General features: G+C 62.9%; 29 protein-coding genes and 2 tRNA genes. 17 read left to right on the forward strand and 14 right to left on the reverse strand.

Annotated features, from left to right (window positions below; all coding sequences use genetic code 11):
- Positions 1 to 61: 61 nt before the first annotated feature.
- From SU48_RS10125 to SU48_RS10145, 5 genes are all read left to right on the forward strand, one after another.
- Positions 62 to 502 carry a hypothetical protein gene (locus tag SU48_RS10125; protein WP_064015152.1) on the forward strand — a complete coding sequence of 147 codons (441 nt, stop codon included), beginning with the start codon at positions 62 to 64 and terminating at the stop codon, positions 500 to 502.
- 13 nt (positions 503 to 515) lie between these two features.
- On the forward strand, positions 516 to 1,784 hold the full coding sequence (locus SU48_RS10130; protein WP_064015153.1) for a dihydroorotase: 1,269 nt from the start codon (positions 516 to 518) through the stop codon (positions 1,782 to 1,784).
- A 284-nt stretch (positions 1,785 to 2,068) separates the two neighbouring features.
- Complete coding sequence (locus tag SU48_RS10135; RefSeq protein ID WP_064015154.1) at positions 2,069 to 3,235, forward strand: ATP phosphoribosyltransferase regulatory subunit; 1,167 nt, start codon at positions 2,069 to 2,071, stop codon at positions 3,233 to 3,235.
- Positions 3,232 to 3,879: an ATP phosphoribosyltransferase gene (gene hisG / locus SU48_RS10140; RefSeq protein ID WP_064015155.1), complete on the forward strand. Its 648-nt coding sequence runs from the start codon at positions 3,232 to 3,234 to the stop codon at positions 3,877 to 3,879. Before SU48_RS10135 ends, hisG begins: the two co-directional genes overlap by 4 nt.
- Before the next feature lie 6 nt (positions 3,880 to 3,885).
- Complete coding sequence (locus SU48_RS10145) at positions 3,886 to 4,899, forward strand: phosphotransferase enzyme family protein (RefSeq protein ID WP_064015156.1); 1,014 nt, start codon at positions 3,886 to 3,888, stop codon at positions 4,897 to 4,899.
- 248 nt (positions 4,900 to 5,147) lie between these two features.
- On the opposite strand, the gene SU48_RS10150 is transcribed toward SU48_RS10145, so the two are convergent.
- Positions 5,148 to 6,365 (reverse strand): MalY/PatB family protein, encoded by a 1,218-nt coding sequence (locus SU48_RS10150; RefSeq protein WP_064015157.1) that lies wholly within the window; start codon positions 6,363 to 6,365, stop codon positions 5,148 to 5,150.
- Positions 6,366 to 6,433: 68 nt separating this feature from the next.
- Here SU48_RS10150 and SU48_RS10155 point away from each other — a divergent pair, with 68 nt between their 5' ends.
- The 3 genes from SU48_RS10155 (at position 6,434) to SU48_RS10165 (ending at position 8,256) form a co-directional block, all read left to right on the forward strand.
- Complete coding sequence (locus SU48_RS10155) at positions 6,434 to 7,129, forward strand: 5'-methylthioadenosine/adenosylhomocysteine nucleosidase (protein WP_064015158.1); 696 nt, start codon at positions 6,434 to 6,436, stop codon at positions 7,127 to 7,129.
- A gap of 5 nt (positions 7,130 to 7,134) precedes the next feature.
- A complete protein-coding gene (locus tag SU48_RS10160) occupies positions 7,135 to 7,506 on the forward strand; it encodes a CidA/LrgA family protein (RefSeq protein WP_064015159.1) in 372 nt (123 codons plus the stop codon).
- A 78-nt stretch (positions 7,507 to 7,584) separates the two neighbouring features.
- A complete protein-coding gene (locus SU48_RS10165) occupies positions 7,585 to 8,256 on the forward strand; it encodes an LrgB family protein (protein WP_064015160.1) in 672 nt (223 codons plus the stop codon).
- Positions 8,257 to 8,488: 232 nt separating this feature from the next.
- Here SU48_RS10165 and SU48_RS10170 read toward each other — a convergent pair whose 3' ends face one another.
- From SU48_RS10170 to recX, 3 genes are all read right to left on the reverse strand, one after another.
- Positions 8,489 to 9,193 (reverse strand): metallophosphoesterase, encoded by a 705-nt coding sequence (locus SU48_RS10170; RefSeq protein WP_064015987.1) that lies wholly within the window; start codon positions 9,191 to 9,193, stop codon positions 8,489 to 8,491.
- 110 nt (positions 9,194 to 9,303) lie between these two features.
- Positions 9,304 to 9,380: transfer RNA gene (locus SU48_RS10175), tRNA-Pro, on the reverse strand.
- A gap of 234 nt (positions 9,381 to 9,614) precedes the next feature.
- Positions 9,615 to 10,205, reverse strand: a complete 591-nt coding sequence (recX, locus tag SU48_RS10180) for a regulatory protein RecX (protein ID WP_231881597.1) — start codon at positions 10,203 to 10,205, stop codon at positions 9,615 to 9,617.
- A 230-nt stretch (positions 10,206 to 10,435) separates the two neighbouring features.
- On the opposite strand from recX, the gene rpsT reads away from it, so the two are divergent.
- The gene (gene rpsT / locus SU48_RS10185; protein ID WP_064015161.1) at positions 10,436 to 10,717 is read left to right on the forward strand and encodes a 30S ribosomal protein S20; all 282 of its coding nucleotides are present in this window, start codon (positions 10,436 to 10,438) and stop codon (positions 10,715 to 10,717) included.
- Positions 10,718 to 10,916: 199 nt separating this feature from the next.
- Here rpsT and SU48_RS10190 read toward each other — a convergent pair whose 3' ends face one another.
- From SU48_RS10190 to SU48_RS10205, 4 genes are all read right to left on the reverse strand, one after another.
- The gene (locus SU48_RS10190; RefSeq protein ID WP_064015162.1) at positions 10,917 to 11,381 is read right to left on the reverse strand and encodes a hypothetical protein; all 465 of its coding nucleotides are present in this window, start codon (positions 11,379 to 11,381) and stop codon (positions 10,917 to 10,919) included.
- Positions 11,382 to 11,449: 68 nt separating this feature from the next.
- Positions 11,450 to 12,073 carry a GNAT family N-acetyltransferase gene (locus SU48_RS10195; RefSeq protein WP_064015163.1) on the reverse strand — a complete coding sequence of 208 codons (624 nt, stop codon included), beginning with the start codon at positions 12,071 to 12,073 and terminating at the stop codon, positions 11,450 to 11,452.
- A gap of 262 nt (positions 12,074 to 12,335) precedes the next feature.
- Entirely contained in the window at positions 12,336 to 12,932 is a 597-nt protein-coding gene (recR, locus tag SU48_RS10200) for a recombination mediator RecR (RefSeq protein WP_064015164.1), read from the reverse strand.
- A 31-nt stretch (positions 12,933 to 12,963) separates the two neighbouring features.
- A complete protein-coding gene (locus SU48_RS10205; RefSeq protein WP_064015165.1) occupies positions 12,964 to 13,254 on the reverse strand; it encodes a YbaB/EbfC family nucleoid-associated protein in 291 nt (96 codons plus the stop codon).
- 209 nt (positions 13,255 to 13,463) lie between these two features.
- Here SU48_RS10205 and SU48_RS10210 point away from each other — a divergent pair, with 209 nt between their 5' ends.
- The 4 genes from SU48_RS10210 to SU48_RS10225 all read left to right on the forward strand — a co-directional run bounded on the left by SU48_RS10210 (position 13,464) and on the right by SU48_RS10225 (position 16,868).
- Complete coding sequence (locus SU48_RS10210) at positions 13,464 to 14,642, forward strand: thiolase family protein (protein WP_064015166.1); 1,179 nt, start codon at positions 13,464 to 13,466, stop codon at positions 14,640 to 14,642.
- Positions 14,643 to 14,667: 25 nt separating this feature from the next.
- On the forward strand, positions 14,668 to 14,982 hold the full coding sequence (locus SU48_RS10215; protein ID WP_064015167.1) for a YciI family protein: 315 nt from the start codon (positions 14,668 to 14,670) through the stop codon (positions 14,980 to 14,982).
- A gap of 130 nt (positions 14,983 to 15,112) precedes the next feature.
- Positions 15,113 to 15,949 (forward strand): 3-hydroxyacyl-CoA dehydrogenase family protein, encoded by an 837-nt coding sequence (locus SU48_RS10220; RefSeq protein ID WP_064015168.1) that lies wholly within the window; start codon positions 15,113 to 15,115, stop codon positions 15,947 to 15,949.
- A gap of 79 nt (positions 15,950 to 16,028) precedes the next feature.
- A complete protein-coding gene (locus SU48_RS10225) occupies positions 16,029 to 16,868 on the forward strand; it encodes a hypothetical protein (RefSeq protein ID WP_064015169.1) in 840 nt (279 codons plus the stop codon).
- Between the two features lie 247 nt (positions 16,869 to 17,115).
- On the opposite strand, the gene SU48_RS10230 is transcribed toward SU48_RS10225, so the two are convergent.
- Positions 17,116 to 17,712 (reverse strand): peroxidase-related enzyme, encoded by a 597-nt coding sequence (locus tag SU48_RS10230; protein ID WP_082869742.1) that lies wholly within the window; start codon positions 17,710 to 17,712, stop codon positions 17,116 to 17,118.
- A gap of 191 nt (positions 17,713 to 17,903) precedes the next feature.
- Positions 17,904 to 18,188 (reverse strand): nucleoside triphosphate pyrophosphohydrolase, encoded by a 285-nt coding sequence (locus SU48_RS10235; protein WP_064015171.1) that lies wholly within the window; start codon positions 18,186 to 18,188, stop codon positions 17,904 to 17,906.
- 75 nt (positions 18,189 to 18,263) lie between these two features.
- On the opposite strand from SU48_RS10235, the gene ffh reads away from it, so the two are divergent.
- Positions 18,264 to 19,616: a signal recognition particle protein gene (gene ffh / locus SU48_RS10240; RefSeq protein ID WP_064015172.1), complete on the forward strand. Its 1,353-nt coding sequence runs from the start codon at positions 18,264 to 18,266 to the stop codon at positions 19,614 to 19,616.
- A 110-nt stretch (positions 19,617 to 19,726) separates the two neighbouring features.
- Positions 19,727 to 19,802: transfer RNA gene (locus SU48_RS10245), tRNA-Lys, on the forward strand.
- Positions 19,803 to 19,922: 120 nt separating this feature from the next.
- On the opposite strand, the gene SU48_RS10250 is transcribed toward SU48_RS10245, so the two are convergent.
- The gene (locus SU48_RS10250; protein ID WP_064015173.1) at positions 19,923 to 20,567 is read right to left on the reverse strand and encodes a CBS domain-containing protein; all 645 of its coding nucleotides are present in this window, start codon (positions 20,565 to 20,567) and stop codon (positions 19,923 to 19,925) included.
- Positions 20,568 to 20,696: 129 nt separating this feature from the next.
- On the opposite strand from SU48_RS10250, the gene SU48_RS10255 reads away from it, so the two are divergent.
- Together SU48_RS10255 and SU48_RS10260 are read left to right on the forward strand one after the other, a co-directional pair.
- Positions 20,697 to 21,206 carry an OmpH family outer membrane protein gene (locus SU48_RS10255; RefSeq protein WP_064015174.1) on the forward strand — a complete coding sequence of 170 codons (510 nt, stop codon included), beginning with the start codon at positions 20,697 to 20,699 and terminating at the stop codon, positions 21,204 to 21,206.
- 207 nt (positions 21,207 to 21,413) lie between these two features.
- Positions 21,414 to 21,893, forward strand: coding sequence for an OmpH family outer membrane protein (locus SU48_RS10260; RefSeq protein WP_064015175.1), 480 nt, complete (start codon positions 21,414 to 21,416; stop codon positions 21,891 to 21,893).
- A gap of 83 nt (positions 21,894 to 21,976) precedes the next feature.
- Here SU48_RS10260 and SU48_RS10265 read toward each other — a convergent pair whose 3' ends face one another.
- The 3 genes from SU48_RS10265 to SU48_RS10275 all read right to left on the reverse strand — a co-directional run bounded on the left by SU48_RS10265 (position 21,977) and on the right by SU48_RS10275 (position 24,179).
- Entirely contained in the window at positions 21,977 to 22,576 is a 600-nt protein-coding gene (locus tag SU48_RS10265) for a TetR family transcriptional regulator C-terminal domain-containing protein (protein ID WP_064015176.1), read from the reverse strand.
- A 5-nt stretch (positions 22,577 to 22,581) separates the two neighbouring features.
- Positions 22,582 to 23,205 (reverse strand): uracil phosphoribosyltransferase, encoded by a 624-nt coding sequence (gene upp / locus SU48_RS10270; protein WP_064015177.1) that lies wholly within the window; start codon positions 23,203 to 23,205, stop codon positions 22,582 to 22,584.
- A gap of 338 nt (positions 23,206 to 23,543) precedes the next feature.
- Positions 23,544 to 24,179, reverse strand: a complete 636-nt coding sequence (locus tag SU48_RS10275; protein ID WP_064015178.1) for a phospholipase A2 — start codon at positions 24,177 to 24,179, stop codon at positions 23,544 to 23,546.
- Positions 24,180 to 24,198 lie beyond the last annotated feature (19 nt).

The following is a 24,198-nucleotide window of genomic DNA, read 5'->3' on the forward strand; positions in this document are numbered from 1 at the left end:
CGCGCCACGAATGCCACGTTCCCGAACATGGTGCAAGGTTTTTGCGGCTTCTCCCAGCCAAGTGATTCCCCTACTGACGGCCATCTATCCGGGAAAGGTCAAGCAGAGTGGGGATGGCTGGACGCTCAGCGCCGAGGCTGGCAGCGTGGTTTTGCAAGTCAAGGCTACCAGCGCGGGCACAACGGTTTTGGGACAGCGCGTGATCTCTGTCAAAGAGAGATTAGGTTCGGAACTGTACCGCGTTCTCGCCGGACAACCGCAGAACTTCTGGCAAGAAGTGAAGAGGCTGTTCGCTCCGCCCACCTGCCAAAGTCTGGGCATCACAGACACGACTTGGTACCGCATCGAACGCTGCCGCTTTGTTCCTCAGCGCCCAGAGCCGAATAGCACCCCGTCTATAGAAATTTCTCTCCGAAGCGCCGTAGACCGCACGGTTCCTTTGCATCAGACCAAGCGATTCGGCACCAGCCCCAACCCCTGCATCATGTACGACTTTTTCTGAATCAGGAGTCCCCATGACCCTAACAATCACCAATATCCGCCGTCCCAATTCCGAAACGCTGGAATCCATCACCCTAGAGAACGGCCTGATTAAAGGCTGGAACCTGCCCGCTGAGGGCGAAATCATAGACGGCAAGGGCGGCACGCTTGCGCCTGCGCTGATCGAACTGCACGCGCATCTGCGGGAGCCGGGGCAAACCGAAAAAGAAGACCTCGCGTCGGGCCTCGCGGCGGCGGCGGCGGGCGGCTACGGCACGGTGGTGTCTATGCCGAACACGTCGCCAGTGGTGGATGACCCCGCCATCGTGCGCTCACTCATCGAGAAGGCCAACCGCCTCGGCTTTGCGCGGCTGCGGCCTGCGGCGGCCCTGACCAGAGGGCAAACGGGCGAAACGCTGGCCGAATTGACCTTTTTGCAGGACGCGGGCGCGGCCATGTTTACCGACGATGGGCGCACCAACGAAGACGCGCGGGTGTTGCGGCTGGGGCTGGAATATGCAGGCAGCCTCGGCATGGTGGTCAGCGTGCATGCCGAAGACGCCAGCTTGCGGGCCGACGGCGTGATGAACGAGGGCGCAGTGAGCGAGGCGTTGGGCCTGCCCGGCAACCCGGCGGCGGCAGAAGCGGCGCGGGTGGCGCGTGACCTGGAAATCGTGGCGGGCTTGCAGGCACAGGACCGCCCCGTGCGCCTGCACGTTCAGCACCTCTCCACGGCGCGGGCGCTGGACTTGGTGCGCGAAGCCAAGCGGCGCGGCCTGCCCGTGACCTGTGAGGTCTGCCCCCACCACCTGACCCTCACCGACGAGGCGCTGCGTTCCTTCGACTCTATCTATAAAGTGGCCCCGCCGCTGCGAACTCAGGCCGACGCCGATTCCCTGCTGGCGGGCTTGTTAGACGGCAGCGTGGACTGCATCGCCACCGATCACGCACCCCACACCCGCGCCGAAAAGGAACGCGACTTGCTGACCGCGCCATCTGGAATTGCCTACATAGAACTGGCCTTTCCGCTGATGTGGACGCGGTTTGGCGCAACGCTGGGGCTAGAGCGCCTGCTTGACCTGATGACACAGGCCCCCGCCCGCGTGATGGGCTGGCCCGAACCCTCTCTGGAAGCAGGCGCACCCGCCGACCTGACCGTGTTTGACCTGCACACCGAGCGCACCGTGAACCCGGCAGAGTTTAAGAGCAAGGCCAAATTCACGCCGTGGGCAGGCGAAAGCCTTCGCGGGTGGCCCATGCTGACGGTAGTGGGCGGGGCGGTGGCGTACAGGCGGGAGGCTTGAGGACGGTCTACGGGGGAGAAGTCTAAGGGTTGAGGGTCTAAGAAAGGCAATCGCGTTGCTTACTCACCCCCTCCCCAGCCCTCCCCCCTCAAGGGTGAGGGAGCAAAACAAAGCTCTCTGCTGCTGCTTTTTGCCCTCGCCTCTTGTGGGAATCGCAGAGCTGCGAAGCAGGGGGGGCACCCCACAACCGAACCCGCCCCACCCCCTTAGACCCTTCGACAGAGCACCCTTAGACTCAGCCCCCGCCGCACAGCACCACAACCCACACCCGCTATCATGCCCCCGTGAGTTCTCCCGCCCGTTCGCCTGCCCCGCCCCTTGCCGCTGCCATTCCCGAAGGCACGCGCGATGTGTTGCCGCCCGAATGGGCACAGCGCGAGCATTTGCGGGCGCGACTTGTCGAAGTGTTCGGCGCGTGGGGCTACCGGGGCGTCGAACTTCCGGCTCTCGAATACGCCAGTGCCAGCCACCCGCAAGATGCGCGGGCCTTTAAGCTGATCGATTCGGGCGGGCAAGTGCTGGCCCTGAGAAGCGAATTCACCACCGCGATGGGGCGGCTGGTGCGTTCCCGGTTTCCGGCGGGGCCATTCCCGCTGCGGCTGCACTACGGCGGGCGGCTGTGGCTGCGGGCGCTGACCAGCGAACTGGGGCGGTTGCGCGAGTTCTATCAGGTGGGGGTGGAGCTGATCGGCGTAGCGACTCCGCAGGCCGACGCCGAACTGCTGCACTTGGCGGCGGCGGCGCTGGGGGCGGTGGGGGTTTCAGCTCAGCTAGAGGTGGGTTATCCGGGCTTCGTGGACGCCGTGCTGGAAGACGCGGGCCTGCACGGAAAAGCGCGGGACGCCCTGCACGACGCCATTGACCGCAAGAGTGGTGCAGATGTAGACCTGCTGGCACGGCGAGACGGCCTCAGCCCAGAAGTGACGCGCACGCTGCATGCCCTGACCGATCTGTACGGCGGCGCGGAAGTGCTGGACACAGCGCAGGCTTTGGCTCAGGGCGAGCGGGCAAGGGACGCGGTGGCGCATCTGCGGACTGTGGCGGCCCTGTACAGCGGCCCCCTCTTGTTCGATCTGGGCGTCAGTCGGCGCTACGGCTACTACACGGGCATCACCTTCCGGGCCTACGCAGACGGCTTGAACCAGCCGGTGTTGGGCGGCGGACGGTACGCGCTGGAAGGCGGGCTGCCCGGCGCAGGCTTCGCGGTGGGACTGGAACGCCTGACCGGGGTGCTGGCTCCCACGCTGCCGCCCGAACCTGAAGTGGTGCTGGCACTGGACTTGGCGGGCGCAACATTGGCCCGCGCCGCTGGCCTCACGGCAGAGTTGGCATGGACGGACGACAGGGCGGAATTACAAGCGTTCTGCATGGCACGGGGCATCAGACGCATGGTGCAGGGCGAAACATTTACCGTTGTAGACGGTTCCGATAAAAACGGAGCAGAGGCATGACCCCCGCCCCCACGCGCACGCCCGATCACCTCACGCTGGCGCTGCCCAAAGGCCGCATTCTGGAAGAAGCATTGGTGCTGCTGGCCCGCGCTGGCCTGCCCCTGACCATGCCCGAAAAATCGCGTGCCCTGCGCCACGAATTCCCCGGCGTGACCTTGCTGGAACTGCGGAATCAGGATGTGCCCGTGTACGTAGACCTTGGCGTGGCCGACGTTGGTATCGTAGGCAAAGACGTGCTGATCGAATCGGGCCGCGCTGTGTACGAACCTGTAGACCTGCGTTTTGCCGCCTGCCGCCTGTCGCTGATTCGTGAAATCGGGGCCACTGGAACCATCGGGCGGGTGGGCACCAAGTACCCGCGAGCCGCCCGCGCCTACCTGAACGCGCAGGGCATCCCCGCCGAAATCGTAAAACTGAGTGGCAACATTGAACTGGCGGCCCTGACCGGACTGGCCGACGCCGTGATCGATCTGGTGCAGACGGGCGGCACGCTGCGGGCCAACAACCTTGAGGAAGTGGACGTGCTGTTCGAATCGAGTGCGCGGCTGGTGGTCAATCGTGCAGCCCTGAAGTTGCGGCGAGAGCGCTTGCGCCCACTGATCGAACGCCTGCGCGAACTGGTGGCCGCTGACACGGTGGGGTAAAAGCCCTTGAACTGGCAAGCGGCCCTGAGCAACCTCACGCCCGAATTGGTGGCCGCCGGAGCCGAACGCTGGGGCGCAGGCAACGTGCGGCCAGTGAATATGGGGTTCAATCATGTCTACCGGGCAAGCACTGCCGCCGGAGACATCGCCCTCCGCTTCACCCATTCCAGCCTGCGGAGCGCCGACGCCCTGCGTCCACCGCTGGACTTTTTGCGCCATCTGCACGCGGCGGGCGCGGGCGTGTGCCCACCACTTCCCAGCCTTGCGGGGCAGGACATAGAAGCACTCCCAGACGGCTTTCTGGTCACGGCCATTGGCTGGATACACGGCCCCCGCGTGTCGGAGTTGCCGCCAACACCAGCACTTTATGAAGCGTTTGGGCAGGCGATTGGCGAGTTGCACGCGGCTGGGCGCAGCTTCCGGCCCACTCCCGGCACACCGAACATGATCGGCCCGGCCTTCCCCGGCGTCTTCCCGTCATGGCGATTTTTCTGGCACCGCGCCGCCCCACACGCCGCCAAGCACCCCGATTTGGCCCGCCACTTTGCCCGCCTGACCCTGCTGGTAGACGAGTGGGGCGGCCCGGCTGGATGCTGGCCGGATGACGAAACACAGGGCTGGGGCGAGGGCTTCGGCCTCACGCACGGCGACTTACGCCCCGGCAACGCCATCTGGGACGGCAAGCGTGTGGTCATCATCGACTTCGATGAACCCGTGTTCGGCCCACTGGCAACTGATCTGGCCCGCGCCGGACTGGAACTGCCCGCTGACCTGTTGCCCATGCTGAGGCCTCACCTGCTCGCCGGATACCGCTCAGTTTGCCCACTGCCTGACAACTGGGAAGCCTGCTTGCCCCTGTTGACCCAATGCCGCGCCGCCTTGATGGCCGCTTGGACACTGGACGGCGTAGACAGTGTGGCGGAGGTAGAAGCGTTGACTGTCCCTACAGATCGGGACGACTCCGGGGCGGTGGTCAGTTTCGGGGCGTTGGTGGAGTTGCTGAATGGGGCGGAAGGGTAATCGCGTTGTTCCGTGACCGCCACCCCAAATCGTCCCCGCCCAAATCCGTGTGAGGCCGTCGTCCACGCAGTGGGCGGGCCAATTCCATCTGGGAATGAACTGGCAGTTCCGCTTCAAAGGAACGATTTCGCCAAGCCTGAACGCAACAAGATCAATCCTGCCGAGCGCAGCGACAAACTCCCCTGACCCCTTTGGGGGCGGGGGCTGGGGGGTGGGGGAAACGTGGCAGCAATCCCAAAACCTTAATCTTATTCGACGTCCCCGCCCAACACCCCCGCCATCCGCTCCAACGCCTCCGTAAGCAGCGCACGGCTGGTAGCAAAGTTGACCCGAATAAAGCCCTGATAGTCGGCCTTCTGAGGATCGGGGGCGAATACGGGGCCGTTGTGAATGGCAACCCGCGCCTGCTCCAGCAAAACCTGTTGAATATCGCCCGCGTGCGGATGCGAGCGCACATCTAGCCAAGCCAGATAGGTGCTTTCTACCGCATAGGACTTGATATACGGGAATCTTTCGGCCAAAAATGCCTGCAACAAGTCGCGATTGCCGCGCAAGTAGGCCACCGTTTCGGCCAACCAAGGCCCACCCTCTTGCAACGCCGCTTGCCACATGGTGATGCTCAGGGCGCTGGGATGCCCCATCAGGCCGCCGACTGCCGTTTTCAGGCGCTTGATGAGGGCCGCGTCGTGGCTGAGCATGGCCCCGATGCCTAGCCCCGCCGTATTGAACGCCTTGCACGGCCCCGTGAGCGTGACGGTACGGCCCCGCACACGCGGATCGGCGGCGAACGACTCGAACAGCGCGTCGGCAAAGCTTAAGTCGGCGTGCAACTCATCGGAACAGACATACAGGTTGTGCTTCAGTGCGAAGTCGCGCAGTTTGCCCAGTTCCTCGGCGTTCCACACGCGCCCGGTGGGGTTGTGGGGATGGCACAGCAGCATCAGGCGCGTGGACGGAGTGACTGCCCCTTCCAGCGCTTCCCAGTCGATTTCCCAGCGCGTGCCGGAATCTTTGAGGGCGGCGGCCTGCACCACGCGGCGCTGATCGTTGATGCTGAGGTGAAACGGGTGGTACACGGGCAGCATGGTCAGCACACCGTCGCCGGGAGCGGTGAGAGCGTGTACAGCGGCAAAAATCCCCGGTACGACTCCCGGCAGCAACGCCACACCCTCGGCGGGCAAGTCGGTCAGCCCTTGCGTGGCAGCCTTCTCCTGAATCAGGCGGGTCAACAGGGGATCGCCCATCAGTTGCGGGTAGCCTAAACCGCGTGTGAGGCGGTCTTGCAGGGCATTCAGAATGGCGGGGGCCACCGGGTAATCCATGTCGGCCACCCACATCGGAATCACATCTTCGCCGTACAGCGTCCATTTCAGCGAATCGGCGTGGCGCAGCGCGGCGGGGTCAAGGTGGCTGTAGACGTCGGTGGTTTCTAGCACGGACACTTCGGGCGAATGCAGGCCAGTCATAGGGCGAGCATACGCCGCCGCGCCGTGCAGGCATAGGTCAGCGGCGCGGCTCCTGTACACTGCCCCCTATGCTGGCGATCATGGGCGCGATGGACGAAGAAATCGAGTTGTTGCTGGCCGACTTGCAGGCCCCCGAAACGCTGACCTTCTCAGGCGTGACGCTGCATAAGGGCACTCTGGAGGGCGTACCTGTACTGCTCACTCGCGGCGGGATCGGCAAGGTCAATGCGGCCCTGACCACCGCATATTTGCTGATGCAGGGAGCTACACAAGTTATTTTTACCGGGGTGGCGGGCGGCGTGCATCCAGAGCTGCGGGTGGGCGACATCGTAGTGAGTACCGATTGCGTGCAGCACGATGTAGATGTGGGCGCATTGGGCTACGAACTGGGCAGCATACCGGGCGAGCTTCCTGCGTGGCCCGCCGATGAAACGTTGCGAGCAGTAGCCCTCGAAGCAGCGCGAGATGTAGAGGGCGTGCGCGTGCTGGACGGCAGAGTTGCCAGTGGCGATCAGTTCATCGCTTCCCGCGAGGGCGTGCAGCGGCTCTGGACATTGTTCGGGGCGGCCTGCGCCGAGATGGAAGGCGCGGCAGTGGCGCAGGTGTGCAGCAAGGCGGGCGTGCCGTTCGTGATCATCCGCAGCGTCAGCGACACCGCAGACCACGATGCCAACGTGGATTACCGAACCTTTATGCCGCTGGTGGCCCGCCACGCCAAACAGGTGGTGCGCGGCATGCTGGCCCGCCTGACGCCGCAAGCCTAACCCGGATGACCTCTCAGACCGCCGCCCTGCCGCCCGCCGTGCGCGTGGTGCTGGGGTTGGGCGTGCTGGTGGGCTTTGCCGCCCTCGGAGAAGGGTTGATGAGGCTGCTGCATTGGCCCCTGCCGGGTTCGGTGGTGGGCATGGTGTTGCTGCTGCTGGCGCTGGGATCGCGTGTGGTGCGCCTGCACTGGATAGAACCCGCCGCCGACGGCCTGCTGGGAATCTTGGGCCTGCTGTTTGTTCCGGCCACCGTTGGGGCCATTCAGTTTTTGGGGGCCGGGGCCGAGTGGGGGCTGTGGCTGCTGGTGATGGTGGCCGGGTTGCTGCTCGGTGCAGGTGTAGCGGGTTGGTTGGCGGGGCGGTTGGTGCGGGACTGACATGGAAGGTGAACCCCCCCCGTTGCTCCGCAACGCCCCCCTTGAGGGGAGGACAACTGCGCTTTGGATGGCTCTGACATGATCTGGTTTGCCCTCACCCTGCTGGCCTTCGCACTCGGCGTGGTGCTGCAACTTCACTTGCAGTCCCGCCCACTGCTGCGAACGTTACTGAACCCCACCTTGCTCGCCACCGTTCTAGTCGGTATTGTGCTGCTCCTGACACGCACGTCCTACGACACGTACACGCGGGCAACCGAACCCATCTCGGCATTCTTGGCTCCGGCAGTGGTGGCACTGGCCGTGCCGCTGTACCGCTTGCGTGGGCTGCTGGCGCGGCAATGGCGGGCGCTGTTGTTGGGTGGGGCGGCGGGCACACTGGCGGGCGTAGCTTTAGATACCCTGCTCCCGCGTGCGCTGGGCCTGAGTCCGGATGTACAGCGGGCGCTGGCAACGGCCCCGGCCACCAGCCCGGTTGCGCTGCAATTGGCAGACATCACGGGGGCGACTCCAGCGCTGGCAGCGACGTTGGCCGTGCTTTCGGGCCTGTTGGGGGCGCTGATCTTGCCCGCCTTCCTGACCCGGTTGGGCGTGCGGCATCCCTTGGCACGCGGCATCGCACTGGGAGCCGTCGCACACGGCATCGGCACCGCCCGCGCCCGCGAGGAAGGCGAGTTGACTGGGGCCGCCAGCAGCATCGGCATGGGGCTAGCAGCGTTGGTGGTGACGTTGGTGGTCGCGGCGCGGGGCTGAGTCCTGCGTTCAGGACGTATTCAGCCTGACTTGAACTCTAAACCCAGACTCCAGATTGCGTAGCCATCACGCTTTTCTACGATCTACCGTCTACGTTCTGCCTACTCTCCGTCCCCCGTATCTAAGGAGGACACACTTAACATTGCGAGTTTCCGGGAAAACACCGGAATCTCTCCATTCCCAGCGCGCCCTCCTTCTTTCGTTTCTCGCTCCGCTCGGTAACGCTAAAGCTTTACAGCGAGGTATCCAGCAGCAACTTGGGCCGAAACTTAAGCCCGTCGGCGGCCACAAGGTAGGCCGGAATGCCGTCTACCTGCTGAATGGCCCGCTCCGGTGGAACGCCGTGCAGGTGGCCGTACACGATCAGATCGGGCCGGGCCGCCGCGATCACGTCGGTCAGGGGATTGGGCGGGTAGGGCGGCGAGGCGGGTGGGTAGTGCAGCATCATCAGAAAGTGGTCGCCGGGTTGCCGCAACGCCCCAGCGGCCTTCACACTCAGGCTCAGGCGTTCGGCCTCACGGGTCAGCAGGCGCTCGTCTTCGGCATTCAAGGCCTCATGTCCGGGTGTTGTCCAGCCGCGTGAACCACAAATGACGACGTTGCCCACGCGCACGGCGTCGTTGACGATTGCCAACATTCCCGCAGGCAGCGCGGCCCGCAGGCGGCTGGCAGTCGGCCACCAATAATCGTGGTTGCCGCGCAGCAGCACTTTGGTTCCCGGCAATTCGGCCACCACGCTCAGGTCGGTCAGGGCGTCGGGCAGGCGCATGGCCCACGACAGGTCACCGGGGAGCAGCACCACGTCTTCATCACGCACCAGTTCACGCCAGTGTGACCAAATCGCCTCCGGGTGGCCTGCCCACTGCGGCCCAAACACCGTCATGGGTTTGGGAATCACGGTGGCAAGGTGCAGATCGGCAATGGCAAACACGCGCATAGGGGCACTCCGGCAAGAAGGAAAAGGCAGACAGGCAACGGCAGTGTCCAGCATAACCGAAGCGGGATCGCCACAAAAAAAACCTCCCACGAGCAGGGAGGCTTCCGGCGTGGTCGGGGCGAGAGGATTCGAACCTCCGACCCCGTCGTCCCGAACGACGTGCGCTACCAGGCTGCGCTACGCCCCGATTCCACGGCCCGCCGCGCCAGTTGGGGCCGCTTTGGTGCAATCGGCAGTTTACGCGGGCCAGATTGGGAGTGTCAAGCAAGCGGGTAGCCTACAGAAAGCAGGCCAAATGGCAGACGGGGTGGGCGTTCACGCACCGGGAAGTCTAAGGGTCAAAGGGTCGAAAGGACTGAGGTTTTTGCCGTTCTTAGAGCCTTCGACCCTAGACCCTTAGACTGCCTCAACCACAGCCCCCCTACTCCTCATCGTCCATAAACTCCGGCTCCACGGCATCCTCATCGTCGATCTGCTCGGCGCTGACTTCGCGGATGGCGTTCCAGATAACGGCCCCCGGAAAGCCGCGCCGCGCCAAGAATCCGTAGGCGCTAGACCTCGGATCACGCTTGCGGCTGAGGCTGGGCCAGCGGCGGCTGAGCAGTTCGGTGGCGGATGCCTGCTCGTCGTCTGGATCTCGGGCCAACATGGTTTCGTCGATGAGGGGGGCCGTGACGCCCCGGCGCTTGAGGGTTTGGCGCACGCGGAAGCCGCCGATGCCGCGCCGCGCTCCTTCGGCCTGCGCCACCTGTGCGTCGTCTTGATACCCCAGCTCCTGCACCCGCTCCAGCACTTCTTCTACCAATGCTTCGTCGTCGCTGCGGCGTTGCAATTTGGTCTTCAGTTCAGCGGCGGTCAGCGCCCTTGCCCCCAGTGCGCGAAAGGCATAGGCCAGCAGGCTGTCGCGGGCTTCTTCGGGGGTGGGCACGCGGGCGGGCTTGGCGGGCTTTCCCTCTGCATCAGTGCCGTCCAATTCAGGGATTGCGCGTGGTTTTCGGGGCCGGAAGCTCACGCCGGGCAGTCTAGCGCTTGACCCAATCCGCCATACCGGATACAGTAACGAAGTTGCCCATTTTGCCTCTGATTCATTTCTAGGCACTCTGGCTGACCCCGAATCAGGCTCAACGTGGCCTGAGCGGGTGCGCCGAAGGCAACCGAAATTGCCCGGTGCGTCGAGTTCCCCAGCGTGGGAACCGCCCCGAATGCATCCAAGATGGATTTGGGAGAATAAGGAGAACGAATATGGCCCTACGTCACAAGTCTGCCCAGAAACGCCACCGCCAGAGCCTCAAGCGCCGCATGCTGAACCGCAGCCGCAAGAGCACCATCAAGACCTTCGTGAAGAAGGCCGTGGACGCCGCCCAGCAGAACGTTGCTGACGCCGCCGCCGTGCAGAGCAAGGCCGAGAGCCTGATCGACAAGGCCGCCAAGGGCAGCACCCTGCACAAGAACACCGCCGCCCGCAAGAAGAGCCGCCTCGCCAAAGCCATCAACAAGCTGAAGGCCGCAGCCGAGCAAGCCTAAGCGACAAAAACGAAGGCAGGGCCGACGCTTGAATGTGCGTCGGCCCTGTTTTTTGGTGTTTTGGATGGGGTTGGCGTGTAAACCCCCCCGTTGCTTCGCAACGCCCCCCCTTAGAGGGGAGGACAAGTGCTTTTTCGCTCCCCTTTAAGGGGGGCTGGCCGCGAAGCGGACTGGGGGGTTCACACACGACTTCATTCCCTCAATCGGCCAGATACCGCAAAAACTCGCGCATGGCGTTGACACACGGGCTGCCTTCAAACTCCGCGCTGCTGCCTGTCACGGTACGCAGGATGCCGCTGTCGCTGAGATACAACTGACTGATGCGGTAAGTGACGCCGCCCTGCTCGTAGGAGTACGACGCCAGAATGCTCCATGCCCCGGCGCGGTCTACCGGTTGCGTGACCACTTCGCGGACTTTGCGGGCGCTGAGTTTGGATTGCAGTTTGAGGGCAAAGGCGCGGGCCTGATCCTGAGTTTTGAAGGCGGGGAAGGCCTGCCCATGTTTTTCCTCGCGCAGAAGGCACGCGCCCGCTTCGTCTATCCACTCGTTGGCGTTGCCCGCTACAGGTGTCCAGCCGGTCATGGGCACGATCAGCGCCTGTGCCGGAGCAAAAGCGAACACGGCGGCGGTCAGCAGGGCAGCAACAGGGGTACGGGCAGACATGGCTCCCCCAGACTAACAGGGCGGTTATGACAAGCTTGGGATAATTCTCATGGAAACTAGACCGGGCCTTAAGGCGCTGCCAGTCGAGCTTCCAACCCTGCCTTCACGCTCTGCCATTCGCCTCGCAAGATGCTGAACATGACGCTGTCACGGGCAAACCCATCCGGGCGCACCTGATATTGGCGCAGCGTGCCTTCTTCTACCGCCCCCATTTTCCGCATGGCGGCGAGGCTGCGGGCATTGCGGGCGTCTACCTTGAAATGCACTCGGTTGGCCCCCAACACCTCGAAAGCACGGGCCAGCAGCAACAGTTTGGATTCGGGATTCACCACGCCGCCCCGCGCCCCCGGCAGCAACATCGTGCCAATTTCCATCCAGCGGTCTACGGTCTTGACCTCGCTGTAGCTGATGCGGCCCACCGCCTGCCCGCCCAGCAGCACGGCCCAGTTGATACGGTTTGGCAGGGCATTCAGCCGCGCGATGTAGTCGGCCCAAGCTTCAGCGGTGGCTTCTTCTGGCCCGCCCCGCGCCAGCATCGCTACCGTGTCGGCATCGGCCCCAGCATTCAAAGCCTCAGCGTGAGCTTCGGTCAGGGCTTCCAGCCTAATGAAGCGGCCCGGTAGGGTGGGGGCCAACAGCCACTCGGCGGCGGGGGCTGGGGCTGTAGGCAAAGAATCAGGCGCATCGCTCATGGAAGAACGATACGCCGGAGTGGGTGGGGGCGGGTCTGAGGGTCTAAGGAAGGGCAATCGCGTTGCTCACTCACCCCCTCCCCAACCCTCCCCCCTCTCCTGCGGAGCTGTACCAGCCAAGGGTGAGGGAGCAAACCAAGCTTCTCGCCCTTAGCTTTTATCCCTCGCCCCTTGTCGGATAGGGGCGCTGCATCGCAGCGGGGTAAGGGGGCAGTTCTGCCACGCACCCACCCCACTACCTTAGACAACGCCCCAACAAACCCTACTTACTCACCCGCTGCCGCCCCGTCATGGCCCGGCCTAGCGTCACTTCGTCGGCGTATTCCAGCGCGCCGCCCACCGGCAATCCGTAGGCGATGCGGCTCACCAATGCCCCCAACGGCTCCAGCAACCGCTGCAAATACAGCGCCGTGGCGTCGCCTTCCACGGTGGTTCCGGTGGCCAGAATGACTTCCATGCCTTCCGTCACACGCGGCAGCAGGGGCCGAATGTGCAGCTTGTCGGGGCCGACGCCGTTCATAGGACTCAGAACGCCGTGCAGCACGTGATACAGCCCCCGGTATTCGCCGCTGCGCTCAATGGCGATCACGTCGCCGGGTTCCTCTACTACCGCGATCAGATTCTGGTCTCGGTTGGGGTCACTGCACACGTCACAGCGGTCTGCGTCGGTAATGTTGAAGCAGATCGGGCACACGTGCAGGTCACGCTTGGCGGCCAGCAGCGACCCGGCCAGCCGCTCTATGTCTTCGCGGGGTTGCTCGAACAGGTGGAAAGCAAGCCGCTGGGCGCTCTTGGGGCCGATGCCCGGCAAGCGCGACAGCTCGCGGATCAGGGCCACGAGGGACGGCGGATACTTCATGCCTCTCCTCTACCGGCCCCCGGACGCCCGCTCAAAATCCGGGCAGGCCCAGCCCGCGTGTGGCGTCTTGCTGGAGGGCGTCGGCTTTGGCGGTGGCGTCCTGCATCGCCACCAAAATCAGGTCTTCAAGGGCTTCCACGTCGTCTGGGTCTACAGCTTCGGGCTTGATCTTCAGGGCCGTGATTTTGCCGTGACCGCTCATGGTGACCGTCACAAGGCCACTGGCCGTGCCTTCCACCGACTGTGCGGCGAGGTTGTCCTGAATCTTGGCAGCGGCGGCCTGCGCTTGCTGCATCTGCTTCATCAATTTCTTCATGTCCATACGTACTCGCCATTCTAGCGGTCATAGGAGGGGCAAAAAGTGCAGAACGTAGACCGTGCAGCGTGGCCTAAGCCCAGCCTCCGCCCCGTATTCCCCCCCCGCTCACCCATCCCACCCTCTTTATCTCAAACCCCTTGCCCCTTAGACGCCTTTCCACCCGTCCCGCCATGCCTAACGCCCGTTAGTTTTCCTGCGCTATTCTTGGCAACATGAACAAAGCAGTCATTGTGGCGGCCTCGCGCACGCCGACGGGTAAGTTTCTGGGGGCGCTGGAATCGGTGCGGGCCGTGGAACTTGGGAGTATTACGTTGGCCGATACCCTGCGCCGGGCCGGGATTCCTGCCGAGCTGGTAGAAGAAGTGATCATGGGCCAAGTCGTGCAGGCGGGTTGCGGGCAAAACCCGGCGCGGCAGGCGGCACTAGCGGCGGGCCTCAGCAACGAGGTGGGGGCGCTGACCATCAACAAAGTGTGTGGCAGCGGCCTGAAAGCGGTGATTCTGGCCGCCCAGAGCATCCGGGCGGGCGACCAGTCGGCGGTGCTGGCGGGCGGCATGGAATCCATGAGCAACGCGCCGCATCTACTCCCCGGCGCACGCAAGGGCTACCGCCTAGGGCACGCGCAGGTACTGGACGCCAACACGCAGGACGGGCTGTGGTGTTCCATCAACGACGAGGGCATGGGCCTGACCGGAGAGCGCGTGGCCGACAAATACGCCATTACGCGGGACGAGCAGGACGCCTACGCCACCGCCAGCCACCAGAAAGCGATTGCTGCGCAGGGGGCCGGGCACTTTGCCGAAGAGATCGTGCCCGTGACCGTGAAGGGCCGCAAGGGTGACACCGTTGTAGACGCTGACGAAGGCCCCCGCGCCGATACGAGCTTGGATACGTTGGGCCGCCTGAAACCCGCCTTCCGCAAAGACGGTTCGGTCACGGCAGGCAACGCCCCCGGCCTCAACGACGGCGCGGCCAGCCTGCTGGTCATGAGCGAGGACGCCGCCGCTGCGCACGGGCTGAAGCCTCTGGCCGAAATTACCGGGTACGCTACAGGCGGCCTTGCCCCCGAATGGGTGATGATGACGCCCGTGCCCGCCACGCAGAAGCTGTTGAAGAATCTGGGCATGGGCGTAGGCGACGTGGATTTGTGGGAACTGAACGAGGCGTTTAGCGTGCAGAGTCTCGCCGTGAGCCGCGAACTGGGCCTAGACCCCGCCCGCGTGAACGTGAACGGCGGCGCGGTGGCGCTGGGTCACCCGATTGGAGCCAGCGGCGCACGCATTCTGGTCACGCTACTGCATGCACTGAAAGCACACGACAAGGAAACGGGCGTAGCGACGCTGTGCATGGGCGGCGGCAACGGGCTGGCATTGGCAGTTCGGCGGGTTTGAGGCGCGGCTCCCGTAGACTTGCCCCATGACCGTCCCCACCCTCTGGATCATCCAAAGCCGCTACCTCAAAACCGGCGACGAACTGGCCGCCATTACGCCGCTGCACCGCGCTTGGCTGGATCAGCACTATGTCGGCGGACTGTTCTTGGTGTCGGGCCGCAAGTTGGACGGTACGGGCGGAGTTTTGCTGGCCCACGCCGACAGTCAGGCGCAATTGGAAGATGTCTTTAAGAATGACCCGTTTGTCTTGAATGGATGCAGCGAATACAGCTACACGCCGTTTACGCCTGTGAAGCGTGGGAAGGCGCTGGAATTGGACGGCGTGGCGCTGGTGGAGTAGAGGCTGTCTAAGGGTCAAGGGTCTAAGAGACTGAGAAAGTCAAAGGCCATGCCAGACGCTCTCACTCACTGGTCTGCCCACGTAAAGCTGACCGCCGCAGTCCCTTAGACACAGCACAAGGAGCCACAGAATGAACTTCGGAGTCGTAGGTGCAGGACAGATGGGCGCGGGGATTGCACAGGTGGCCGCGCAAAGTGGCTTTAGCGTCATCGTGCAAGATGTCAAACCAGAGTTTTTGGAACGTGGACGGGCCACCATTCAAAAGAGCCTTGCCAAATTGCATGAGAAGGGCAAGCTGACCGAAACGCCCGACGAAATCATGGGCCGCATCCGCTTCAGCACTGACTTGGCCGATTTTGCCGACAGCGATCTGGTGGTCGAAGCCATCGTGGAAAACGAAGCTATCAAAGCCGAGCTGTTCCGCACGTTGGGCAGCATCGTCAAGACAGACGGAATTTTAGCCAGCAATACCAGCAGCATTCCTATTACGGCGCTTGCCAGTGCATCGGGCCGCCCTGAGCAGTTTATCGGCATGCATTTTATGAACCCCGTTCCGCTCATGGCGCTTGTCGAAGTCATTCGCGGCCACAGCACCAGCGACGAAACGGCTCAAAAAGTCATTCAGACCGCCGAGCAGATGGGCAAAACCCCGCTGACGTGCAACGATTTCCCCGGTTTCGTGTCCAACCGAATCCTGATGCCTATGCTGAACGAAGCTATTCAGTGCGTGATGGAAGGCGTGGCCGAGCCGGAAGCCATAGACGGCATCATGAAACTGGGCATGAATCACCCGATGGGGCCGCTGACCTTGGCCGACTTTATTGGCCTAGATACCTGCCTCGCCATCATGGACGTGTTGCACAAGGGGCTGGGCGACGACAAATACCGGCCCTCGCCGCTGCTGAGAAAGATGGTGCAGGCGGGGCTGTTGGGGCGCAAGAGCGGGCAGGGATTTTATAAGTACTGATTCCAATGCGGTCTACCAAAAAGCAGTGGTGAAGGTATGGTCAGAAGAGCTTGGGGCAGGCATGTTAGAACAGAGGTCTATGAAACCTAGTGTGAAATGGATCGTCTCGGCAGCTGTTGCGGCTACCAGCATGGGCATGATGGGCACGGCCAACGCCGCCGACGTGCGCTTAGGCCTGAATACCGGATTCGGGCTGGGCTGTCAGGTGGCGGGCGTGCGGGCGGGCCTACAGGAAGGGCGCTTCGGCGGCTTTATTCAAGGCGTGTACTGCAGCAGCAACGTGCAGGGCGTGGCGGGCGGCGTGTCGTTGGGCGGCGCTCTGACCTTCGACGTGTACCAGTCGCAAACGGTGGGGGCCTACCTGCTGGCCGGAGCCAATACCAATTCCGGCACAGACGCCAGCCTCTTTGCAGGCGCGGGCGTGCGCTACGGTATCCCGCTGTTTCCGGTAGAAGGGTATGCAGAAGCGGGCGTGCAGCGCACCAATACCCTGCTCGGCCCGGTGGTCGGCCCCCGCGTGGCCGTCGGCGTGAACTACGTCTTTCGCGGCGTAGACCTGTCGGCTTCCTCTGCGGCGAGTGGAACGGTGGGTAGCGGCGAATCCAGCGCCCCCGCGCAGTGCAACATCAGCGCCAGCGACGACGCCGCCAACGCCGCCTCCGCCGCCCAGAGTGCCATGCAGAGTGCCGTTCAGGCAGGCGCGAGTGCCTACGCGGGCATCTACCGCGACATCAGCCCCAACATCAGCGTGGGTTCTACGAGTGTCAGTGGCAACAACGCCACCGTCAGCGGCAGTATCTCCTTTTCGGCAGTACAGGTCAGCAACGGCCAGTCGGTCAGCGGCACCTACGGCGGCACCGTGAATCTGGTACGCAGCGGCTGTGGCTGGCAAACCACGGGCTACACCCAAAACAGCTAAAGACAACAGTTCAAGATTCGTGTTTTCGGGGATTCCTGTCCGTCTGGCTTGTTCAGAAGAGCAGGAATCCGCCGTTGTTGTCGGTGCCGGATAAGGATTCCGACTCAACACCGTGCTTTTCAGTGTTCAATCCGAGCGGACTGGCACAGCACGAAGTGAGCGACGAGGAAAAAATGTGGGCTACGCGTTATGGAGCCGCCTATAGTGCTGTCCCGGATAGGGCGCAATGGAGTGGAATCCGTATTCTTTACCGCGCCTGACCGTGGTATTCCGCGTTGGGCAGGAATCCCAGCGCCCCACTGACCCGGTTAGTCAGGTTAAACATGCCGATCACCTGTACGAGTTCCAGAATCTGCTGGTCGTTCAGACCCACGTCGCGTAGCGGTTGCAAGTCGGCTTCGGCCACCTCTGCCGGATGCAGGGTCAGGCGCTCGGCGTAGGCGCACAGGGCCGCCATACGGGGGCTGAGGTCGGCATGTCGCCAGTTTACGACCACCAAGTCTGCGGTGTGCGGGTTTTCGCCTGCTTGCCGTAGGAATTCGCGCAGGGCCGCCCCATGCGATACCGCGCAGTAAATACAGCGGTTCGCGCCGCTGACCACCACGGCTACCATCTCGCGTTCTAGCGGCGTCAAGAAGCCTTCCTTGTTCAGCAGCAGATTGAAGTAGCCCCACCACGCCAGGAACTGTTCACCGTTGAGGGCCTGAGCGCGGAACACGTTGGGGACGAATCCGACGTTGGCCTCCGCCTTGCTCCACAGCTTCCGCACGCCTTCGGGCACGTCAGTTTCGGTGGGCACGGCCAGCCAAGAAATCTGGTTCTGGGTGGACTGGGGTGGGGTCATGGGCATAGCGTAGCGCAGGAAAACTAACGGGCGTTAGGCATGGCGGGACGGGTGGAAAGGCGTCTACGGATCGAGGGCCTAAGAAAGGAGTTGAGCGGCGGCTTAAAGCTGGTCTTCGGGGCCGAGCGTCTCTCCTCATTCCATTGCAAACCCACGCCTTTCCTAAAGCGCACCACCCACTTGCCACACCCTCAGAAGTCCATCCAAACGCGCCCGCCGAAGCCGCCCCGCGCCTGTGCTTTGGCAGCCCGCTGTGCTTCCAACTCCTGCGGTGTCAGGCCGTGCAGGGCGGCCAGAGCGTGCAACACCTCCAGCACGTCCGCCAATTCCTGCGGGTCATGCGCTTCCAGATATTCCGCGACTTCTTCCTGCAACTTGGCTCGTAGGGCAGCCGCATATTCTTCTACATCCAGAATCCGCGCCACTGCGCCTGCTCCCACGATTGCCGGGATGCCGTCTCTGACCAATTTGCCCACCCCGGCACTCTATCCCGCGCTCAGAATAAACTCCGCACAACAAAGCTGGCCCCGGCTGCGTGGTAGCCTCACGCTATGTTTGAGGCGCTGGGCAACAAGTTACAGGACATCCTTGACCGGGTGGGCCGCGAGAGCAAACTCACCGACACGCAGGTGAAGGCCGCCATGCGCGAGATTCGGATGGCGCTGCTGGAAGCCGACGTAAACTTTACGGTGGCCAAAGATTTCGTGGCCCGCGTGAGCGAAAAGGCCGTGGGCCAAGACGTGCTGGGCAGCCTGAACGCGGGCCAGACCATCGTGAAGATGGTGCATGACGAGCTGATCGAGACGCTGGGCGGGCAAGCGGCGCAGCCGACCCTGAAAACCGAAGGCAACGTGTGGTTTATGGTGGGCCTACAAGGGGCAGGCAAGACGACCAGCACGGGCAAACTGGCCGCCCACTACAAGGCCAAAGGTCGCCGCGTGTTGCTGGTGGCCGCCGATACCCAGCGCCCCGCCGCCCGCGACCAACTGGAAGTGCTGGCAAACCAGGTGGGCGTGCCCGTGCTGAAGGTGGCCGACGGCGAAACCCCTCAGCAGACGCGGGCACGGCTGGAAGCGCACCTGAAAGAAGATTTCCGTGATCTGGTGATCGTGGACACGGCGGGCCGCCTGCAAATAGACGCCGCACTGATGGATCAGTTGGCCGACCTGCAAAGCCAGTTGCAACCCAGCGAAACGCTGCTGGTGGTGGACGCCATGACCGGGCAAGAAGCCCTGAACGTGGCCCAGACCTTCGACGCCCGCGTGAATCTGTCGGGCCTGATCATCACCAAAATGGACGGCGATGCTCGCGGCGGCGCGGCCCTGAGCGCCCGCAGCGTCACCGGAAAGCCGATCTACTTTTCAGGCACCAGCGAGAAGCTGAGTGGGCTAGAGCCGTTCTATCCTGACCGCGTGGCAGGCCGAATCCTCGGCATGGGCGACATGCTGGGTCTGATCGAGCGTGCCCAACAAGCCGACCTGAAAGCGATGGAAGTCAAGAAACCCGGCGACTTCGATCTGGAAGACTTGTTGGTGCAACTGCGCCAGATTCGCAAGATGGGGCCGCTGGGCGACCTGCTCAAACTGATTCCCGGCATGAGCCGCGCCCTGCCCGAAGGCTTCAATGTGGACGAGGCCCAAATTCAGCGCATCGACGCCATGATCAGTTCGATGACCCTGAAAGAGCGGCGCAATCCCAAGATCATCGACGGCAAACGCCGCAAGCGCATCGCGGCGGGCAGCGGCCACACCGTACAGGACATCAACCGGATTCTGAAGATGCACGAGCAGATGAAAGACATGATGAAGATGCTGGGCCGCATGAGTGGCCCCGGCGGCAAAGGCCCCGGCAAGGGCGGGTTTCCCCAAAAAATGCCGCCTATGCCGCGCAATCTGAAGCGCTGAGGGTCTAGCTCCTTCTGGAGCCATTCAGCCTAGATTTGACAGAACCGTACCGCGTCCTTATACTCATTCCCGCTGCCACACGCCGCCCCTTAGGGCAGTGGGACAGAGTTGGGATGTTAGCTCAATCGGTAGAGCAGCTGACTTTTAATCAGCGGGTTGTAGGTTCAAGTCCTACACATCCCACCAAGAAAAGACCCGCCTTGTGCGGGTTTTCTCGTTTTTAGCTCCATTTTCAGTTTTGTCTTGGAACCTTGTTGTTCAGCAACGCGGGGAAGGTGGGCCGACAACCCACGCCCCCCGCCTCCCTCAGTCCAGCACATCTATTCCCACGGCCCGCACCCGCGCCCGCACGTCGCGCACGCCTTCTCCGGTCACGCGCATCACGAAGCGGCGGCGGCCTGCTTCGGCGTCTGTGGGGTCAGTGTCTTTGTGGTAGGTGGCCACACTGATGATATTGCTGGGGTGAATGGCCTGCGTAGCCCGCGCAAGGCTACCGGGCACGTCGGGCATGTCGAGGGTCAGGCGTTTGCCGCCTTCGCGCAGGCCCATGATGTTGGTAAAGGCCCGCAGGACATCGGTGATGGTGATGATGCCGCACAGTTGCCCAAAGTCGTCGAGGACGGGCAGGCCGCCCACCGCGTGTTCCTGCATCCGCAGGGCCGCGTCCTCCATATATTCGCCCTCGGAGGCAGTGATGACCGGACGGGCCATCATTTCGGCCACCGTCAGTTTGCTCAACAGGTAGTTCAGTTCCCACACGCTCAGGGTGGTGGCCTTGCTGGGCACAGCGTCCTTGAGGTCTTTGCGGGTGGTGATGCCCACCAGTTGGCCGCCCTGCATCACGGGCAGCCGCCGAAAGCCGCGCTCCTTCAAAATCTTGAGGGCGTCCATCACGGGGGTATCGGGCATCACCGTCATAGGGTCAGGGGTCATCCAGTCGCGTACCAGCATAAGAGCCAGTTTACGTTGCCCAGAGCGCCAAGAGAGATTCTCCCGGCCTGACGGCTCTCTGACGGCAGATGTGAACAGGCGGCGTCGGCCTTCATTCGGCTCAGAAATGAGCGTGATACGGTGCGAATCATGAAGCTTTCCGCCAAATCATTCCTGTCGCCCAAAGCACTGGCCCCAATTGCCATCGTCGCCGCCTTCGGCCTCGGTACGCTCGCGCCGCACGCCCAGACCGCTCCCCAGAAGATCGGCTTTGTAGACGTGCAGAAGCTGCTGACCTCTCACCCCTCCAATCCTGAAATTGAGGCCATTCAGAAGAAGGCCGACGCTGAATTGAGCGTCATGGACAAACAGATCAAGGCCATCGACGCCAAGGGCGCGCAGGCCACCGCCGCCGACAAGCAGAGCCGTGAAACCCTGATCAAGACTCTTCAGGCCAAAGCCGCCGAGTACGACAAGCAGCTTCAGCCCAAAGTGGCCGTGGTCGAAAATGCCGTTGACGCCGCCATCGACAAGGTTGCCAAGACCAACGGCTTCGGCGTGGTCATGGATCGCAACGTCGCCAAGAATAGCGGTCTAGTGGTCTACGCCGACCCCAGCGCCGAGATGACCGACGCCGCCGTTAAAATCCTGAAGCCCTGAGCCAGCAGTCCTGATCCTGCGGGGTCAGCCTGCCCGCCCCCGCATCAGGCGGGGGTTGTTCTTTGCTCCCGTTTCCCCTTCTTCAGAGCAGCTCTCCGAATTACGTGATCAGGGAAAAGACTTCTGATCACTCCACCCTCCGTCCTGCTCGGTGAAATTCACTCGCTCCGCTCGGTCATTCTTATGACAAATGCTCTAGAGGTACACATGAATCTCAAACTGACGTTTCTTCTGCTCCCTTTTGCCCTGATGGTCACGGTGCCGCAGGCCCAACAATCCCGCTCACGGGTAGGCTTCGTTGACGTACAAGCCGCTGTAAAAGCCATGCCCAACAGCGCCGCCTACCTGAAACTGAATACCAACGTGACGGCTGATCTGGCCGCCCGAACCAAGAGTCTTCAGGCGTTGGCCGCCAAAGCCGCCGCGTCCCGCAAGGCCGCCGATCAGCAGGCGTTGGTGAAGGCGCAGCAGACCTTCCGCACCACCCAGAACGGCTACCAGTCGCGCCTGAACACGGCCTTTGCACCGCTGGCGACCAAACTGAACGCCACTGTTGCCAAGGTCGCCAAAACCAGTGGATTTACCGTGGTTCTCGACCAAAACATCGCCGCCAAGACCGGCCTCGTGGTGTATGCCAACACGCAGACCACCGACCTGACGCCAGCCGTGATCAAAGCCCTGAAGTAAGTTGACCCCCAGAGAAGGCCCGGCCTAGGTGTCGGGTCTTTTTTGCTAGCTAGAGCAGCAGGCGGCTGGGTTTGAAGCGGCGGTCAGGGAAGTGGTTGACTCTCGCCGCCCAGAATGGCCCGCAGTCCGGCCAGACAGTCGTCCCGGTAGGCCTGCAAATCGGGGTCAGGATCGGCCAGAAAGCGCACGCTCAGGCCATCGATGAGCGCCCGCAATTGCCGCGCCCGGCGCTCTGCACCCCCTTCTCCGGCCAGTCGCGCCAGTTCCAAATCCAGCGTCAACGTGTCTTGCAGGGAATCCCGCTGTACCGCCATGAGTGCCGGGTCGCGGGTAGCCGCCGCCAGAAAGTCCAGCGACACGGTGTAGAAGCGCCGGGTGTTCTGCACGCCGTAAAACTGGTTTTCCACGAAGGCGGTCAGCTTGGCTTCAGGCGTTTGGGCTTGGCGCAGGGCACGCCGGGTGGCGACGCCGATCGTGCGGGTAAACCGCTTCATCACGGCGGCCAACAGTCCGGCGCGGCTGCCGAAGTGGTAGACGAGCGTGCCCCGGCTCACGCCTGCATGGGCGGCGATGTCGGCCAGCGTGACGCCCGCGTAGCCGCGCTCATAAATCGCCAGATACGCGGCTTTTTCCAGCGCAGCACGCCGCGCCCGGTCTTGAATCGGGTTGACAGTGCGGGCCACGCGGCTTATTTCGTCCCGTAAATCCGGTCTCCAGCGTCGCCCAGCCCCGGCACGATGTAACCGTGATCGTTCAGGCGCGGGTCGATGGCGGCCACCACGATCTCTACTTCCGGGTGGTCACGCTGAATGACCGCGATGCCTTCCGGCGCGGCCAGAATGCACATCAGCTTGATGGTCTGCGCCCCCGCTTCCTTCAGGAACCCGATGGCGGCGCTGGCACTGCCGCCGGTTGCCAGCATCGGATCGGTGAGGAAGACCCGGCGTTCGGCAATGTCAGTGGGGAGTTTGTTGTAGTAGGCCACTGGTTGCAGCGTGGCGGGATCGCGGTAGAGGCCGATATGCCCTACTTTGGCGGCGGGCACGAGCTGCACAATCGCGTCGGTCATGACCAGCCCCGCCCGCAAAATAGCCACCAAGGCCAGCTTTTTGCCGCTCAGCATTGGGAATTCGCCCTCTTCTATAGGCGTGTGCAGGCGCGTGGGCACGGTTTCTAGGTCGCGCATGGCTTCATAGGCCAGCAGCAAACTCAGTTCGGCAGCCAATTCCCGAAATTCCTTGACGCCCGTCTGCACGTCGCGCATCAGAGAAAGTTTGTGCTGCACCAGCGGATGAGAAACGACTGTGACCATGCCGATACGATAGCGCCGCACAGAATGGGTTGTGGGAAGTGGGAGGTAGGTTGTGGGCTTTTGCGCCCTTCCTACAGCCACTTCCCACGTCCTACACAGACTCTCAGGACATCAGCGCTGACATTCCGAGTTTCCAGAACAGCACCGGAATCTCTCCATTCTCGCGGCGCTGTCCTTCCTTCGCCTTTCGCTCCGCTCGGTTCATCTTGCGATGAACTGCGATTTTATAGCATTTGCCATAATAATGACCGAGCGAAGCGAGTGAATTTTACCGAGCAGGACGGAGAATGGAGCCACCCAAAGTCTCTTTTTTCGGTGGCGTAATTTGGAGAACTGCTCTAAAAGCTGCTGTCGCCCCCTACTCGCACGCCCTGATAGTAGGCATAGGCCGCCGAGTAGCACGCGGGGCGCTTGTACCAGCTCTTGGCCGCGCAGATGGTGTTCATGTTCGTCTGAAACACCTCGTCGCTGGTCAGGCGATTGGCCGAAGTGCGCTGGTACACCTTGAGGTTGCGGTAGGCAAAGTCGTGGACATTGCAGGCGGGCCGGAAATCCTCGCGGTAGCCGAGGCCGAGGCCATCGGGCGCAGAGCAGCCGTCGCGGCCCCAATCGAGGCCCGTGTAAGGCTGTCCGCTGAAGGCATAGGCCGCGTACTGCGCGTTGTAATTGCCTACGCTGCCCCAGCCCGTGCGCTTGATGTAGGCGAGGCGATCACTGGCAAGGTCAAGTCCGGTCAGGGCGGGTACGGCGGGCAAACTCAGTTGCGCAGGCTTCTCGCCGTAAGCTTGCTGAAGCGCGTCGATCAGGCCGGGATCGTTGCCGTAGCGGGCCAAAATCGCTTGGCTTTCGGCGTCCTGCAACTCTGGGCGGCTGGCATAGTCGGTTAGGCTGGCAGGCGTGGTGGCCTGCGTACAGGCGGCCAAAGTGAGGGTGAGGGCGGCGACGGCAAACGGCATCAGCTTGGAAGGCAGCATAAAACTCCTTGTGCGGTGC

The sequence above is a fragment of the Deinococcus puniceus genome, from assembly GCF_001644565.1.
Lineage (GTDB): Bacteria > Deinococcota > Deinococci > Deinococcales > Deinococcaceae > Deinococcus > Deinococcus puniceus.